Annotated in this window: 15 protein-coding genes; 10 read left to right on the plus strand and 5 right to left on the minus strand. The window is 54.0% G+C overall.

Annotated elements, in window-relative coordinates; translation table 11 throughout:
* Positions 1 to 103 precede the first annotated feature (103 nt).
* The 4 genes from QY332_13300 (at position 104) to QY332_13315 (ending at position 7,010) form a co-directional block, all read left to right on the plus strand.
* Entirely contained in the window at positions 104 to 1,249 is a 1,146-nt protein-coding gene (locus QY332_13300) for a hypothetical protein (protein WKZ34590.1), read from the plus strand.
* A gap of 128 nt (positions 1,250 to 1,377) precedes the next feature.
* Positions 1,378 to 5,175, plus strand: a complete 3,798-nt coding sequence (locus tag QY332_13305) for a hypothetical protein (protein WKZ34591.1) — start codon at positions 1,378 to 1,380, stop codon at positions 5,173 to 5,175.
* A 23-nt stretch (positions 5,176 to 5,198) separates the two neighbouring features.
* Positions 5,199 to 6,014 (plus strand): hypothetical protein, encoded by an 816-nt coding sequence (locus QY332_13310; GenBank protein ID WKZ34592.1) that lies wholly within the window; start codon positions 5,199 to 5,201, stop codon positions 6,012 to 6,014.
* Between the two features lie 207 nt (positions 6,015 to 6,221).
* On the plus strand, positions 6,222 to 7,010 hold the full coding sequence (locus QY332_13315) for an SUMF1/EgtB/PvdO family nonheme iron enzyme (protein ID WKZ34593.1): 789 nt from the start codon (positions 6,222 to 6,224) through the stop codon (positions 7,008 to 7,010).
* Between the two features lie 388 nt (positions 7,011 to 7,398).
* On the opposite strand, the gene QY332_13320 is transcribed toward QY332_13315, so the two are convergent.
* On the minus strand, positions 7,399 to 8,136 hold the full coding sequence (locus tag QY332_13320; protein WKZ34594.1) for an NAD-dependent deacylase: 738 nt from the start codon (positions 8,134 to 8,136) through the stop codon (positions 7,399 to 7,401).
* On the minus strand, positions 8,136 to 8,819 hold the full coding sequence (locus QY332_13325) for a hypothetical protein (protein WKZ34595.1): 684 nt from the start codon (positions 8,817 to 8,819) through the stop codon (positions 8,136 to 8,138). The genes QY332_13320 and QY332_13325 overlap by 1 nt, the downstream gene beginning before the upstream one ends.
* 198 nt (positions 8,820 to 9,017) lie before the next feature.
* Between QY332_13325 and QY332_13330 the strand changes: the two genes are divergently transcribed.
* From QY332_13330 to QY332_13355, 6 genes are read left to right on the plus strand one after another with little or no spacing between them, the layout of a single operon-like run.
* Positions 9,018 to 9,545 carry a hypothetical protein gene (locus QY332_13330; protein WKZ34596.1) on the plus strand — a complete coding sequence of 176 codons (528 nt, stop codon included), beginning with the start codon at positions 9,018 to 9,020 and terminating at the stop codon, positions 9,543 to 9,545.
* Positions 9,546 to 9,581: 36 nt separating this feature from the next.
* Positions 9,582 to 10,568: an ATP-binding cassette domain-containing protein gene (locus tag QY332_13335; GenBank protein ID WKZ34597.1), complete on the plus strand. Its 987-nt coding sequence runs from the start codon at positions 9,582 to 9,584 to the stop codon at positions 10,566 to 10,568.
* 11 nt (positions 10,569 to 10,579) lie between these two features.
* Positions 10,580 to 11,407, plus strand: coding sequence for a DUF2785 domain-containing protein (locus tag QY332_13340; GenBank protein ID WKZ34598.1), 828 nt, complete (start codon positions 10,580 to 10,582; stop codon positions 11,405 to 11,407).
* Between the two features lie 10 nt (positions 11,408 to 11,417).
* On the plus strand, positions 11,418 to 12,203 hold the full coding sequence (locus QY332_13345) for an ABC-2 family transporter protein (GenBank protein WKZ34599.1): 786 nt from the start codon (positions 11,418 to 11,420) through the stop codon (positions 12,201 to 12,203).
* A complete protein-coding gene (locus QY332_13350; protein ID WKZ34600.1) occupies positions 12,204 to 12,614 on the plus strand; it encodes a hypothetical protein in 411 nt (136 codons plus the stop codon).
* A 6-nt stretch (positions 12,615 to 12,620) separates the two neighbouring features.
* A complete protein-coding gene (locus QY332_13355) occupies positions 12,621 to 13,403 on the plus strand; it encodes an ABC-2 family transporter protein (protein WKZ34601.1) in 783 nt (260 codons plus the stop codon).
* A 39-nt stretch (positions 13,404 to 13,442) separates the two neighbouring features.
* Here the strand turns inward: QY332_13355 and QY332_13360 are convergent, their stop codons facing one another.
* From QY332_13360 to QY332_13370, 3 genes are read right to left on the minus strand one after another with little or no spacing between them, the layout of a single operon-like run.
* Positions 13,443 to 14,228 carry an ABC-2 family transporter protein gene (locus tag QY332_13360; GenBank protein ID WKZ34602.1) on the minus strand — a complete coding sequence of 262 codons (786 nt, stop codon included), beginning with the start codon at positions 14,226 to 14,228 and terminating at the stop codon, positions 13,443 to 13,445.
* Between the two features lies 1 nt (position 14,229).
* Entirely contained in the window at positions 14,230 to 15,033 is an 804-nt protein-coding gene (locus tag QY332_13365; GenBank protein WKZ34603.1) for an ABC-2 family transporter protein, read from the minus strand.
* A complete protein-coding gene (locus tag QY332_13370; protein ID WKZ34604.1) occupies positions 15,030 to 16,016 on the minus strand; it encodes an ATP-binding cassette domain-containing protein in 987 nt (328 codons plus the stop codon). Before QY332_13370 ends, QY332_13365 begins: the two co-directional genes overlap by 4 nt.
* Positions 16,017 to 16,224: the final 208 nt, after the last annotated feature.

Here is a 16,224-nt window from a genome sequence, read left to right on the forward strand (position 1 = left end):
GCTGTCAATGACGGTATGAACGCGATTCCACAGGTTGACAGTTTTTGTCAGTTTTTTGGTCAAAAACAACCCATAATATGCTAAAAAACCAAAGGAGAATATCATGAACATCAAACGCTCGCCCATCCTGTTTTTGATCGCCATTTTTATAACCGTCAGTCTGGCGTGCTCGTCGGTTTCGGAATTCACGGCAACCGCCACCCCGGAACCCACGCCCACATCCACCCCCGCGCCGCCGCCCACACTGACCCCCACGCCGGATGTCCCGCTTTCCACCAGCGGCAACCCGATCGTCGTCGAAGCCGGCGACCTGCGGCTTACCACGGAACGCTTCGAACACCCGCGCGGGTTTGTATCATTCAACGTGATGGACGGCTGGCAGGTCGACCATGATGATGTTTCCGCGTCCATGACCGATCTCAACACCGGTGTGGTGTACAAGATTACCGCGACCAACACCGGCTACGAATTGGATGCCGACGCCTACGCCATTTTCCGTGACGCGAACGAGGAAGCCTTTATTTATGCGGATGAGTACAAAGAGATCGACTCGGGAGAAACCGCCGCCATCAAACTGCACTACACAGAGAAGACCTACACCCGCTCGGACGGAATGAAAATGTTCGCCTTCTCCATGTACCAGCAGTTCGAGAACGTGATAATCACCACCGAACTGATCGGTGCAAGCGAGTTCGTGCAGGCGGACCCAGCCAATCCCTACAGGATCATGTTCGATTCGTACGGGCAAACCATCCAGGTCTCCAGCAGCGTCGCATCCAATTTCGAGATGTATGAGGAGCGATGGCAATACCAAGCCGGAGACGTCAATGCCTCATTAATCGTGCCCTGGTCATGGACGTTCTTCACTGACCAGAGCGAGGGCTTCCAGTATGCCAACTTCTACTCGCCAGACTTCGCCGCCTATGCGCAGTTCGTGCGGCAGGACACTGTAAAACTCTCCAAGGAATTGGGTCTCGATTTTGCCGTGTCATACCTGAATATCGTCCACTCCAACGGGGGCGCCGATGTCCAGATCAACCAATTCGGCGAGATGGAGGAGTTGGAAGAAGGGCTTTACTTTTTCGACTGGGAATCCAAGAACGCCGGCAAAGCCGGGCTTTTGAAATACGATATCCGCGTACCCAACAAACTCATCATGGTTGTGACCATCGTACAGGACCAGGATCTCCTACCGCTGTACGCAAGCCTGCTCGGCGAGATAAGCGGCAGTTATAAGCTGACTCGTTAAGAAACATGCACCTACCCGCCATCCCTGCGCCAGACGGGCGGGATGGCGGGCAAATAATCATTCACAGCACCCCAAAAAACGATTTTATGGGTGATAATAGGTGAAATTTTCCGAGGAAGGAGGTTCCCATGCAAAGACCATCGGAAGAACACATCAAACAGGCAAGGGGCGCATATGAGTGGCTGAGACTTTCACCCGTTGCCACACTGACAACATTATTTTTTACGTATTTCGTTTCCATCGCAGTTATTGACTCGATCTGCAATGATATTCCAGCCTGCCGCAATATAAATTCAGGGGGGATTGCGCTCATTGCAGCCGTGATTCTTTCCGCGCTGTGGCATCTGACCCTGCTCAAATACGTCAACCATCCGGACAGTGAGTTCGTGCAAAAGCACGGGAAACAGGCGTTGACCTATGCCGGCGTCCGCACGGGGGTGGCGCTGGGCGGGGTTGCCCTGGACTATTTCACATCCATGGGCGGGGCGTTGGCGTGTGTGACAACCCTGATCCTTATGATGTTATGGTTCTCCCACACAAAAATTGGGATGGAAAAGATCAAACAAGAGCTTGAAGAAAATAGCGGGATCACACGCGAGGAAATTCCGCAAAACAGGCCGGACATCCCGCTCCCATCCAACAAGATCATTAGCAGTGAGGCTGATATGAGTGAGAACGAAAACCAAAAGCCCGAGGGAATCCTGAACGAAATTCTTTCGGGATTAAAAAGTGAAAAAGTGGAAGATCGCGCGGAGGCGATGCGGCGATTAAGCGAACTTTCCTTCAGCAGCGAAGCCGTCCGCAGGCAGTTGGAGATCATCGCGAGCAGGGACGAGAACAAATACAACCGTGTGAATGCGCTCGCTGCGCTTAACCTGCCTTCGAACCGAAATGTGCAAAGGCGCGTCATCTCCAACAAACTGGATCGCGGCATCCGCTATGTCCTTCTGAACGAGATAAACGAATGGGTTAATAGCGATCTGCTTGAAACGCACAACGCGGACCTGCTCCGCCGACGCTACGACTTTGACTTTGACGCCGCGCCTCAACCATCGCACAAACCTGCCCCTGCGAAAGCAGCCTCAACCCAACCCGAGGCCAAGCCGATTGGAACGCAGCCAGCCGTCCCGATCGAAAGACGCGAGCCCGTCGCCGAAGGACCGCGCCCGTCGCTTTTGCAGACGCTCACCAGCGAAGCAGCGATCAAGATCTATCTGTATCTCGGCGCGTTCTTCGTCATTGCCGCCGCGACCTTTGTCGGTTGGGCGATCCCCGAACTACGCCTGCCCATCCTCATCATCGGCACGCTCATCTTCGGCGGACTCGCCGTCGCCATCAAAAAGCGGCTGTCCCAGCCGAGTTTTGCGCTTTTTATTGTCTTCTCGTTTTTGCTGGTCATCACTGCGAATAATATCGAAGATGCACTGCGCACATCCATGAATCTTTCAGATGCGTTCAGCGCGGGATATTGGGTGGCGGTCTTCCTGCTGATGACAGGTGTGTGGAGCGGGAGCATATGGCTGTATGAATCACGGCTGTTCAGCATCACGGCCTTTGGCTCGCTTGTGTTGTCGTTGTACCGCATCGGTGACATCTTCAATGCCAAACCCGAATTTTATACAAGCATGGCCGGGTTTGCCGCCCTTGCCGGGCTGGGCGGCGTGTGGCTGGTTAAAAAATGGAGGGACGAGAAATTCGCGCTTCCCCTCTTTTTAACGGCGCAGGCGGTACAGGGCATCACACTGATCTCATCCATTTCGATCTTTGGGATCCACATCATTGACCCATCCAACCCGACATTCTGGCATCTTGCCGCGTTCATCACGTGGGGATTGGCGTGCGCGTTCTTCATACTCTCCAACCTGCTTTATCCGTTCTTCGCCTTCGCATGGCTGGCGGCTGGGACGCTCGTGCCGATGCCGTGGTTCATCGCCGCAGCGTTCGATCTCGAAACGCTCGGTTCGACCAGCGTGCTGGTCGTCTGGGGAACGCTGGTATCAGTCTCCAGCGAGGCGCTTCACAAGTTCGAAGCAACGCGTAAGTACAGCCTGCCCGTCCTGCTGGCATCCATACCCGCCTTTGGGTTGGGACTCATCACAGGCTTCACACATGTCGCATGGCTTGGCATGAGCGCTGCGCTTGGCATTGCCGTCATCTATGCCGCACTACACCTTCTGCGCAACCGCTGGTGGCTGTGGACGATCTCCCTGCTCAATTTCATCTTCGCCTACTTCGCCTTCCTTAATCTCGAAATCATCAAAGGATTGGGCTTCTTCTTCGGCTATTCCCTGCTCATCATCAGTATGCTGTTCCTGCTCCCCGACCTGCTGTTGAAAAAGGACTGGCGGGCAAACCCCGGCTGGCGCCTGCCCCCGCGCATGTACGGCGTGTTGTTCACGGCATACACCTCGCTGGTCATTTTAGCAGACATCCAACCCGCGCATGTCGCCGTCATCTACGGGGTTCTGGCGGTCTTCTTCACTGCCTATGCGCTGGCATATCGCAAACCGCTTCTCAGCTATATTCCCGCCGCGTATCTTCCGCTCGCTGTGTTCTTCGCGCTCGACGCGTTCAAATGGGACGCCTGGCTGCCGGCACTGACTGTTCTCACGGTTCTCTATTTCGCCTTCGGCGTCATCATCCGCCCCAGGGAAGGCTGGTCCTTCACGCTTCGCAACAGTGCGCTCATCCTGGGCTCCATTGTTTCTTTTGCCGCGCTTGTGCTCACAATGGAAACAGGCGGATGGTATACACCGGTCATCGGGTTGCTTTTCATCGCAGAAATGTACCTGCGCAAAGATGGAATGTTCGAACTCGGAGCGCCCACTCTGTTCAGCATCGGCGCGTTCTTAATCCTGCGCGATTTCGACGTGGAGCGTATCACCTACCACCTGCTTACCTACAGCCTCATATGGATTCTTGCAGATTTGCTCGCGCACCTCGCCTTTGCAAGTCCGCGGCCGTTGAGACTCATTGTACGAGGCATCGGCGGAGCGCTTGTCCTGTTCAATTATCTCTTCCTCTTTTCGGAGAGCGACGCCTCCATTGCCGCGTTGGGATTCGCGATTTACACGCTTCTTGCGCTGACCGTGAGCCTGGTCTATCGCCGTCAGAATTTGTTCTACACTTTTACTTTGACCCTGCCACTCTTTGTCATATTCCTGTTCCGCATCTTCAATGTAACCCAATGGATCCACCCCGTTATCGTCGTTGCGATGGTGTATTATGCGGCTGGGACTTTCCTGCGTGCCGTCAAGCGCGCTGAAGGCTGGGACCAGGCCCTGCTGTACAGCGGTCTCGGCGCAGGGACAATTGTCTCGATTGCGGCGCCCATTCTCGGCGGGTTGGATGCGGCGATTCCCGTCGCGATTGCCGCCACGCTGTGGGCGGTGGAGGCGTTCGCGAAGCGCAGCGTCTGGCTGGCGTTCCCCGCCAACGGCTTGTACCTGCTTGCGTACTTCATCATCCTTGGCGAGTTGAATGTGGATGAGAGGCAGTTTTATTCGATCGGTGCGGCGCTCTTGGGCTTGATCCAGCATTATCTGCTGGTGCGGGCCGGAAGCCGGACGGGCGCATTCATCATGGGCATGCTCTCGCAGTTCGTTTTGCTCGGCACGACGTTCGTCCAAATGGCGGGGTCCATCGAAGTGCCTGCAATGTTCAGATATTTCGTCCTGCTGTTCTTCCAATCGCTGGCCGTGCTTGCCTACGGCATTGTCATCCGCTCGCGCAGTCTGACACTCTTCCCCATTGGATTTGTGGTGCTGGGCGTGATCACCCTCTCCTTTCTCGCAACGGGCGGGATCGGCACGGTCTTTGTCGTCGGGTGCACAGGCATTCTCATGCTCGGTCTGGGCATCGCCGCCGTGCTGATGCGCGAGAGAATCTCAAAACTCGGCGAACGCATGGGCGATTGGAAGCCGTAGATAAGAACCAATGGAGTATTCGCATGGCTAATACCCTCGATCCGGGCACACCGAAAGAAAAGATATCGAAATTCCCCATTTTTGTCCTGATATTGATGGGATTGGGATTGATCGGTTACTGCATAGTTGGCGGCATTTCATTGCTCAACCGCGATCAGCCTGCTTCCACGGTTGACAAAATTGTTCCCTCGGCAACACAGCAGGTGCAGGAAGGCGAGCCCCCGCCGCTACCCAGTGAAGCGGCTCAAATCCTGATATCAGAGTCCGCCAGTCAATGGGCCATAACATTGGAAGAAACCTTTGATTCAAATCAGAATGATTGGATCATCGGCGAAGGCTCAACCGAGGAACTGGATTCGAATCTTGAGATCAGGAACGGAAGATACACCTGGGATGTAACCTCAAAAAATACCATCCTTGCAAGCCTCGCCCCCGCATCCCTTCCGCCCGTAACTGATTTTTACCTGTCCGCAGACGTAAAGCTGACAGGCGGCTCGTACAAGCCTGTGTATGGGGTGGTCTTTCGAGACAGTCCAAATGGAGACGGCTATTTCTTTGGGATCTACGGCGAGAATTTCATCGTCGACAGGCGGCACGGCGATACGTTTGAAAGAAGGATCGCATATATCAAGTCGCCGGCAATTTCGCCGCAGGAAACAAACCGCCTGGCCGTCATCGCGAAGGGTACGCATTTCGTTTTTCTCATCAACGATCAATTTGTGGGCGAAATGTTCGATGACAGCATCCATGAGGGATCTGTTGGATTTGGAGTAACCTTTTTCCATGTCGATCTCCAGAATTCCTTTGAATTTGACAACTTTGTTCTGCGCACACCCTGACCGGCTCCGGGCAAAATCCATTTTGGGGTGAGCGCGGTCGGCTGGAATTTGTCGAGTTAGCCAGCGGGTGATATACCATCATCCGCAGCTTTTCGCCCGTTGACATGGGCTTATTGTCTCCTCCACAATACTCGTTTATACTGCAAACAACAACGCCATCAACGATGTATAAATGAGATTTCGTCCTTTTAGAGGTAGGAACGATGTATGAAAGCGCAACCGTCATCGATCGTTAAATATTTATTGGTCTTTCTGGCGTTAAGCCTGGCTTGCCGACTGCCAGCACCGGCCACGACAACGAAGGTTGGGAAAGATGGCATGCTTCTTGTTTACATCCCTGCGGGTGATTTTACAATGGGAACAGACAACCCGTATGCTTATGCCAATGAAATGCCCGCGCATAAAGTAACGCTGGACGCCTTCTGGATGGATAGGACCGAAGTAACCAATAAAATGTATGGCGCTTGTGTGGCGGATGGACGATGTAATCCGCCCGACGCGAACAGTTACGAGTTTGGTGATCAGAATTTTGACGATTACCCCGTCACCGATATTTATTGGCTGGATGCGAATCGTTATTGTTCTTGGGCAGGACGCCGGTTACCCACTGAAGCCGAATGGGAAAAGGCCGCCCGTGGCACAAATGAAAGAACCTATCCCTGGACCTGGGGCTGGGGAAATTGGTCGCTATCCCCTATGGAAAGAGGTCCAACCACCGCAGTTGGCAGCACGCCAATTGATGCCAGCCCTTATGAAGTGATGGACATGTATGCGAATGTATCGGAATGGGTGGCAGATTGGTATGCCTATGACTATTACAAAAATTCACCATCTGCCAATCCCTTGGGACCAGAAAAAAATGAAGGTGGAGATAAAGTTATACGCGGCCAAAGCAATTCACACTTATCTAACGTCACCTTACTGTACCGGACTTCGATGCCGTATGATTGGTGGAATGATTCAGACCTCGGCTTTCGTTGTGCCGTTAGCGACTGATGCTGCACAGGTACTCTATTGGAAAAGAACAACACACAGAATATGCACTGGCAAGGACAGAACGCATTCTTAATTGGAAAAATCGCCCGTCGATTAACAGCTGTATCAAGAGAAGACGGGAAAAGGCGAAAGCGGGCACAATGGGGACGGGCGGACCTGGCACGGTCTTCATCGTCGGATGCACGGGCATCCTCCTGATACTGGAAGTGACTTAAAAAAGTTTGCCGAAAAAATTGACTTTGTCAAACTTGAGGGAAAGCCTGAGAATTTTTATAAAGCAGGGTTAGCCTTTATGAAAAATGGTCAATTCGATCGCGGAACGAAACCCTCGAAAGTCCCTCTTGGGTCTCCTGGTTCGAGATTCAAGTGCCTGAAGTAAAGTAAGAGTTCAAACACCCCAGACTGTCTTGACAAGTTGAGGCAGGATCACGCCCGATTTTCCATGCAAGGCAAAATCCACTTTGGGCGTGAGCGGAGTCGGTTCGGCGTTGATTTCCACGACAACCGCGCCGTTATTCCGAGCGGCATGTGCCAGAGATGCGGCAGGCTGGACGACGCCCGACGTGCCGATCGAGAAGAAGACCTGGCACGAACGCGCGGCATGGACAGCGGCTTCCAACTCCGCGCGCGGGAGCGGCTCGCCAAACCAGACCACGTCCGGGCGCAGCAATCCGCCGCAATCCGTACAAGTGGGAACCGACTCAGTATCGTCGCCCCAAGTTTCGGCGTAAGTTCCACATTCCGCGCAACGCACGCGCTGGATATTCCCGTGCAATTCCAGCAGGTTCCTGCTGCCAGCAAAACGATGCAATCCGTCCACATTTTGGGTGATGAGCGTAAATTCGGGGATTTTCTTTTCCATCTCCACCAGCGCGTAATGCCCAGGGTTCGGGCGCACGCCTTTGACAGCTTCACGCCTCCATGCATACCAGTCCCAGACGAGTTTTGAGTCACGGGCGAATGCTTCAGGAGAGGCGAGGTCTTCAGGACGGTACTGCGCCCAAAGTCCGGCCTGTGTGTCTCTAAAGGTGCGCAGTCCACTCTCTTGTGAGATCCCAGCCCCGGTTAAGACAGCGACGCGTTCCGCTTTTATGAGGAAGCGAAAGAGGTCGGCAGGGAAATCCATTATGGAGTTAATGTCGCCGGGGTCGCCGTCGCCACGCATTGGAGCATGGACAGGTTTTCCTTGAATATGTCAGTGCGCCCCAGCTCGCGCCCACGTGCATTCGTGGATACGATCTGATACTGCACCCAGGCGGTTTGAAAATAAGCATCCTCCAGCATTTCGTCCGAGTACAACTCATGGGCATAGGTCCCCGCGCCGATGGCCTCCATCGGGATGCTGGTCCATTTGCCGGCACGCTCCGCGGTCAGACTCTTGAAGCGTACAAAAAGCAGGACGTGGGCCACGCCCAGAGGGTTGTCCACCTGGACAATGAATTTGGCTGAGGCAGGTTCACACTTCCTGCCCTTGAAAAATTCGTTGGGGGAAACCAGCACGGAGAAAAAGCCTTTCATTTGCGCGGTTGGGGTCAGGGTATCCAGGGTGAGCATCGCCAGAGGTGTGACACTGATCACCGGCGTGGAGGTGATCTCATCCGCAGGTGTTGGTGTTTTCAAACCCATTAAAGTTGGCGTAAATGTAAACGTAAGCGTCGGCGTAACAGGAGTTGAAGTGGGGAGGGGAGTATCCGTATTTGCAGGCGTGACCGAAGGCAGAGGCGTCTCAAGCGGCGGCGCGATGAGCTCGCCAAGAGAACAGGAAACGGACAAGACAGTAATCGCGAGAAATGTAAAAATTTTTTTCATGGCTTTGGCGTGGAGAATGGGCAGCCCGTCAGAGGCGTGAGGCATGGGCAGGGTGCGAGCGCAATCGATTGCTCGAATATATGGGTGCGGCCAACCTCCTGCCCATTTTTACCGGTTGCCACCAGCTGAAATTGTATCCAGGAATCCTTATAATGATTGTGTCCTTCGGTTTCATTCGCACGGAGAGTGTAGGAGAATTTGCCGCCGCCATTGTTGAACATGACATTACCCGTCGTCCAGGGCGTGAAATCATCCTTCTTCGCCGATCTCACCCTCACAAAGATCACCACGCTGATGACATCCTGCGGATCTTCCACCTCTGTCACGATCCTCGTCCTGTTGGGCGTGCATGACCCCCAGTATATTTTTCCGTCGGATATATACATCGAGGTGAAGCCCGGCCCAGCCCGAGGCGGCGTCAACAGCGATGTGAAGGGTGTGGCGGTGTCCATCCCGATAAAAATGGGGACCGGCTCGAAGGTCGCCGTCGGCAGACTCGGGTCCTGGGTGGGGAAACGGACAATGGTCGCCGATGCGGTGGGAATAGGCGTGTTCGCAGACGTAGCCGTGTCGGCCGGCGTGAATGTTATGAGCGACGTTTTGGTGGGGGGAGGCGTATTGGTTGCCGGTGCCGGGAAAAGGTCGTTAAGCGAACAGGCCTGCAGGAAAAACGCCAGCAACAGAACAATCCTCAGTCTATCCATGGATAACCTCATGGCACTATAATACTATGAATTTCATTTCCGCAATATTTACAATATCATGACATCCATTGAAGTAACCCGCCTGCAAAAGATCTTCCAAACAAAACGCAAAGCCGCGGGGCTGGGTGCCTCCTTGCGGGCATTGTTCAAGCCCGATTACAGCGAAGTGGAAGCGGTGCGCAGGATCTCGTTCAAGATGGAGGCGGGAGAACTGCTTGGCTTTATCGGCCCAAACGGTGCAGGCAAATCCACCACCATCAAGATGCTCACGGGTATTTTGCACCCAACCGACGGCGAGGCAAAAGTACTGGGATATATCCCGTGGAAGGAGCGGCAGAAACTCGCCTTCCATATCGGCACGGTCTTTGGTCAGCGCCCGCAACTCTGGTATCACCTGCCCGCGATAGATACGTTCACCCTCTTTGGAAAGATATACGAACTGGATGACCGGGAAACAAAAACGCGCATTGATTTTCTGACCGAAGCCTTTGAAATTCGGGATTTATTAGAGACTCCCGTGCGGAAACTTTCACTAGGACAGCGGATGCGCTGCGAAGTCGCCGCCTCGCTTCTCCACCGTCCGAAGTTGATCCTGCTCGATGAGCCGTCCATCGGCCTGGACGTGGTCGCAAAACAACACATCCGTGACGCGATCCGCAGGATGAATCAGGAGGAGGGGGTCGGCGTATTGCTCACGTCCCATGATGCGGGCGACCTCGAAGCATTGTGCAAGCGGGTCATCATCGTCAACCACGGGCAGATCGTCTACGAAGACAAGGTCTCCACACTGAAGCGCAAACATCTGACCAGCAAACTGGTCGAAGTCCGCTACGCACAGGAAGTGCCGCTGAATTTTCACCTGGATGGAGTTGAGATTTTGAAGATCGGGCGCTACGGCGTGAAGTTGAAATTCGACACGAACCAAACCCCGGTGGACAACGTGATGACGCATCTCTCCTCCGCCGGCGACCTGGTGGATATCACCATCTCCGACCCGCCTCTGGAAGAGGTCATTGCAAAAATCTATCGGGCAACCGCATCATAAAATGAGGAGCAATGGACAAAAAATTCTGGCTCGGCATCCGTGAAAATCAGTTCGCCGTCCCCGACGGGTATTCCATCGAGGACCTGGTCGACGAATTACTATCACTCATCGCAAGCACCGACCCGGAACTACGCGATGTCATTGGCTACGAAACCTATGCAAATTGGCTCGAGCAGGAAAAAATCCCTGCTGAGCTGATGCGCATTTGTATCTCCCGCCTGACAGCCAATTTTGGGCATACGCTTGGCGAACGGGATACAGATACGGTCTTCCTGCGCTCCTTTTCGGTCCTGCTACTTGCAGAAACTGTTCATCATGACAACAAAGTTCTCGTGTTGAAAAAAGAGGAAATCGATGACGTTTTGATCAAATGTCTGGCATATCTGAAAGGCGAACGCGACCCGCGCGGATACGTAGATGGAAAAGGCTGGGCGCATGCCCTTGCCCATACGGCAGACCTGCTTTATACACTCGCCAGCAATCGTCACACCGAGCCCGCACAACTGGAACAAATCCTTTATGCAATTGCATGGAAAATAACCGAATCAACCGACTGGGCCTATCGACATGGGGAGGATGACCGTCTCATGCAGGCCGTTGCAGGGGCCGTCAAAAGAAATCTGTTGGACGAATCATCCTACAAAGAATGGCTTGACTCCATCCTTATGCCTACATGGAAAGGTTCCTTTACAGACGAAACCCAAAATAACGCATTCTTCAATACAAGGAACTTCCTGCGCAGCTTTTACCTCTTCCTTTTGGAGGCAAAAGAGCCTGCCATCCGTGATTTTCTATTCAAGGAAACAGGCAGCATGCTGAGGAGATTCAAACAGTTTTGAATTTATGGCCATGCAAAAGTATCTTGCCATCCTGACCATGCAGGTCATCAACAACATTGCCTACCCCGGCGATTTCCTCGGACGTTCCATCAGCATCGGAATCTTCCTGTTCATCTTCGCCGGGTTGTGGGGAACGACCTTCCGCATCGTCGGGACCGAATCCATCAACGGGCTGACCTTTGCCAATATGATCTGGTATTTGATGATGGCGGAAACCATCGAACTGGGCAGACCGCGCACCAACCGCATCATCTCCGAACAGGTTAAGAATGGCGAAGTGGCATACATACTGAACAAGCCGTACAACTTCCTGCTGTATCACTTCTCCTTCGGCCTGGGTGACAGTCTCATGCGCGTGGCGATGAACATCGGCGTAGGACTGCTGGTCGCCTGGCTGTTGGCGGGTCCGCCGCCGACCTTGCTGGGATGGGCGATGGCGCTCGTGACGCTGATCGGCGCATGGATCCTGCATTTCTGCATGATGGCGTTGATCGGACTGGCCGCCTTTGTGGTGGAAGAAACCAACTCGTTCGAGTTGATCTACCAGAAAATGGTCTTCATCCTCGGCGGGATGCTCCTGCCGCTGGATATGTTCCCCGAATGGCTGCAGGGATTCGCGCGCCTGCTCCCCTTCCCCTACATGATGTATGCCCCTGCTCGCCTCTTCGTGAAACCCGAAGTAGATTTGTTCTGGCAGATGCTGTCCGCGCAGTGGATGTGGGTGCTCGCGCTGGTCTTGCTCCTGTCGTTTGCCTACCGCAGGAGCGAGCGGATGTTGACGGTGAACGGCGGTTAGATGAAATCAAACAAGCATCAAATAATGTGGCCAGTCCTCTTCCTAATATTGGCATCACTGGCATGCGCCGAGAGATATTTTTCGTCTACACAAGTATACGCATCGGAAAAGGTCGAATTAAATAAGGGGTACAACGAAACCAAAGACCAAATTCTAGTAGAAAACGTTTGGGTCTTCAAAGCAGATGGCACATTTAAAGCCGCCATTAGCCTAAATGGGCAGGTAAAACAACTAGAAGGAAAATATGGCGGGGATGATGTAGGTGGGAATATCTTTTTATTTTCCATTGACACAGACAATGATGGGGAGTATGACGATAACTTACGAGTACTCAACGGTGATTTCTCCGTCATAGAGTGGCAGCAAAATGGAGAAATCCTCAGATATTTTCAGATAACTTTATTTCCATAAAGCACAATGAAAAATCTCAAATTCCTCTTCGCCCTGTGGAAAGCCAACCTGCAAGCCGCCATGGAGTTCCGTGCCGCATTTCTGACACAGGTCATCTTCATGATGGTGAACAACGGCGCATACTTCATGTTCTGGGTCTTGTTCTTCGACAAATTCAACGAAGTACGGGGTTGGGGACTGCGCGACATGCTGCTGCTGTATGGGATCGCCGCCACCGCCTGGGGGGTTGGCGCGTATTTCTTCGGTCATTTCACCACGCTGGCGGAAGTCATCACGCAGGGACGGCTCGATTACTACCTGTCCCTGCCGAAGCCTGTTCTGTTACACGTGCTGGCATCGCGGAGCATTGGCAGCGGCATGGGAGACATCCTCTATGGGCTCGGCAGTTTTATCCTTTCCGGCTATCTCAACCCTGACGGTGTTTTGCGGTTCGTGCTTGCCGTTTTTACAGGCGTGTGTATTTTCGTTTCCTTTCTCACCATCATTCAGAGCCTGTCCTTTTGGCTGGGGAACACAGTGGCGTTGAGCCAGATCGCGTTGAGCGCGGTGCTGACGTTTTCGCTGTATCCCAGCGTGTTGTTTAACACGACAACCAAATTCGTATTGCTGACCATTATCCCTGCGGCGTTGATCGGGACAGTCCCTGCCGAGTTCGTGCGGTCATTCACATGGCAGAGCCTGTCCCAGATATCCGCCGGGGCGCTGATCTTCCTCGGGCTGGCAGTGACCATTTTCAGGTCGGGGTTGAGGCGGTACGAGTCAGGGAGTGCGATTCAGGTGGAGGTATAAAAACGTCCCGAAGGGTTTTGAACCTTCGGGACGTTTTCTTTACGCCGATGCCCCCGAATAACTCCGCAAGCCGAATTTCAAAAGGGCACGCGAAGCAATAAAGAGGGCAACCGTCAGCGCGAGCGCGCCAAGCCAGGTCTGGAAGTTGAGGCGACCTGTCAACGCTTCGGCGGGGACGGTGACCGCGAACGCGACGGGGATCAGAAAGGTCAGCGCGAACCTCAGCCAATTCGGGTAAATGCCCACGGGCCAGCGTCCCGCCGCGTAAAGACCTTCGAAGAGATTCGCGATCTCATCCACGCGAATGAACCAAAACGCGGTGGAGGTGATCATCAGCCAGAAGCAGTAGATCAGCACCGCGCCCATCACCAGCGCGGAGAAGAATCCCAGCACCGCCCATACGCCGATGCTCCAGTTCAGTTGTGCGAGCGCCACCCCCAGCACGATCAAGCCTGTGACAACGTCCACCAACTGCCAGAGGCGGAACTCGCGCACGCTGATGAGCAGTTGCGCGTCGGCGGGTTTGGTCAGGGCGTAGTCGAGCATGCCCTCCTGTATCTCCTCCATCAGCCTCTGCATGTTCGGCTGGATGGCGGCGCGGATAATACCGCCCATCAGGATGAACACGCCCATCACCGCCAACAATTCGGTTCGGTCCCAGCCACCCAGCTGGCTGGTCTGGCTGAAGACAAGGTTCAAGCCGATCAGACCCGTGCCAAGTGCGATGAAGGTTTGCAGGATTTGAATGTACAGGTTGGCGCGGTATTGAAATTCGTTCAGGATGCCGATGCGCAGGTAATTGAATGCGAGTCGAAGTCCGTGCATGTCAACCTCCCACCGCCGAGAACCTGCGGACGGCAAACTTCCAAACAATATTCACGACGAGGACACCGAAGAGAATCCACACCAGTTGCATCCCCAAGCCGATGAACAAGTCGCCGGTGGACATCTGACCGATCAACGCTTCGATGGGGAAACCAAACGTCCAGCGGAAGGGGAAGAACCACGCCAGTTCCTGCACCCAGACGGGCATGAGGGCGAGCGGGACCAGCCGTCCCGAAAGGATCAACTCGGCGGCAAAGAACAACTCGAAGAGCGCGCTGACGCGGGTCGTCCAGAACGTCACCATGCCGAGCAGGAAGAGCATCAAGGTGCGCACGAGGAACGCCAGCCAGATCGCAAAGAAGAACACCACGCCTTCGAGCAGGGTGGGATTCAATTCGGGTTTGAAGACCAGCGAAAGCCCGAACGCGAGCGGAAGCCACAGAAAAATCACCACGACCTTCCAGCCCATGAAATAGGCAATATCCCAATTGAGCGGGTGGATCGGGCGCATCAGGCTGGTCGAAAGCCTGCCGTTGCGGATGCGGTGCTCCCAGCCGTAGGGTGTGAAGGTGATGTTCATGTTGCGCACGAGCGTCCAAACGATGTAATAGGCGGCAAACGCGCCGGGTGTATATCCGCCCACCATGCCGCCCTGCTGATTTGCAACCGCCGACCAGACCACCAGGTAAATCACCGGCTCGGCGATCATGCCGACCATATAAAAATAGTTGGCGACGGGATACTGCCACTGCTCCAACACGGAAAGTTTCATCGCCGAGCGGTAGTAATCGAAATAACGCTTCATTCCACCGCCTCCCTGCCGACCGAGAAGACCGACTCGATCACATCTTCGATGGGCGCGGCTTCGACGGTCAGGTCTTCGACGGCGAGATCGTTCAACAGGCGGGACGTGACCGCCGAGGTGTTTTCCTTCGGGACGCGCAGCATCACACGGGACCCGTCCACTGCAACCACGTCCCCGAACTGACTCCAGTCCACGGAAGCGCCGTCCACCGTGAAACCGATGGTCTTGAACGCGGAGAATTTTTCAACGAGCTTCGAGAGATCGCCATCGAACAAAAGTTTGCCGTGGTGAATGACGATGACGCGCCTGCATAGGGCTTCCACATCCGCCATGTAATGACTGGTCAACAGCACCGTCGCGCCGTAGCGTTTGTTGTACTCCGCCACAAACATACGGATGCGCTTCTGCATGGTGACGTCCAAGCCCAGTGTCGGCTCATCGAGGAAGAGAACCTTCGGCTTGTGAAGCAATGCGCCGACAATCTCCATCTTCATGCGCTCGCCCAAAGACAGGTTGCGGACAGGTTTTTGCACCAGTTCTTTCAAATCCAGCAAGTCAATGAATTCATCGCGGGAGCGTTTGAATTCATCCATCGGGATGCTGTAGATCGCGCGCTGCAGGTCGAAGGAATCCAGCGCAGGCAGATCCCATGAAAGTTGGTTGCGGTTGCCCATCACCAGCGTGATCTGGCGCAGGAAATCGTGCGAACGCTTGAACGGTTCATACCCAAGCACAGAGACATTCCCCGATGCCGGGTATAGCAGTCCGCTGAGCATTTTTAGCGTGGTGGTCTTGCCCGCACCGTTGGGACCGAGAAAGCCGACCACTTCGCCGGGCTGAATGTCGAATGAAATTTCGTCCACCGCCTTGACGAGTTTGTAGCGGCGTTTGATCAATCCCATCGCGGCGGCTTTCAAACCCGCCTCCCGCTCGGGGACCTCGTAATGTTTTGCCAGTTTCGAGGTCGAAATGACAGAGGGCATGTGTAAATTTCTCCTGAATTTTATAAGGAGACCCTAAAGGTTTCTTTAATCCTGCAAACGCATCATGCCGGGCGGAAAACCTTTAGGGTCTGTTTAACGAAAAATGCCGCAGGGCAGCGCACCTGCGGCAACGGTTCACAGAATCGGAACTACCAATCCAGACCGCAAGGAGGTACGCATACAAACAAGTTATTGGACATTACAATCG

This window comes from Anaerolineales bacterium, from assembly GCA_030583885.1.
GTDB lineage: Bacteria > Chloroflexota > Anaerolineae > Anaerolineales > Villigracilaceae > Villigracilis.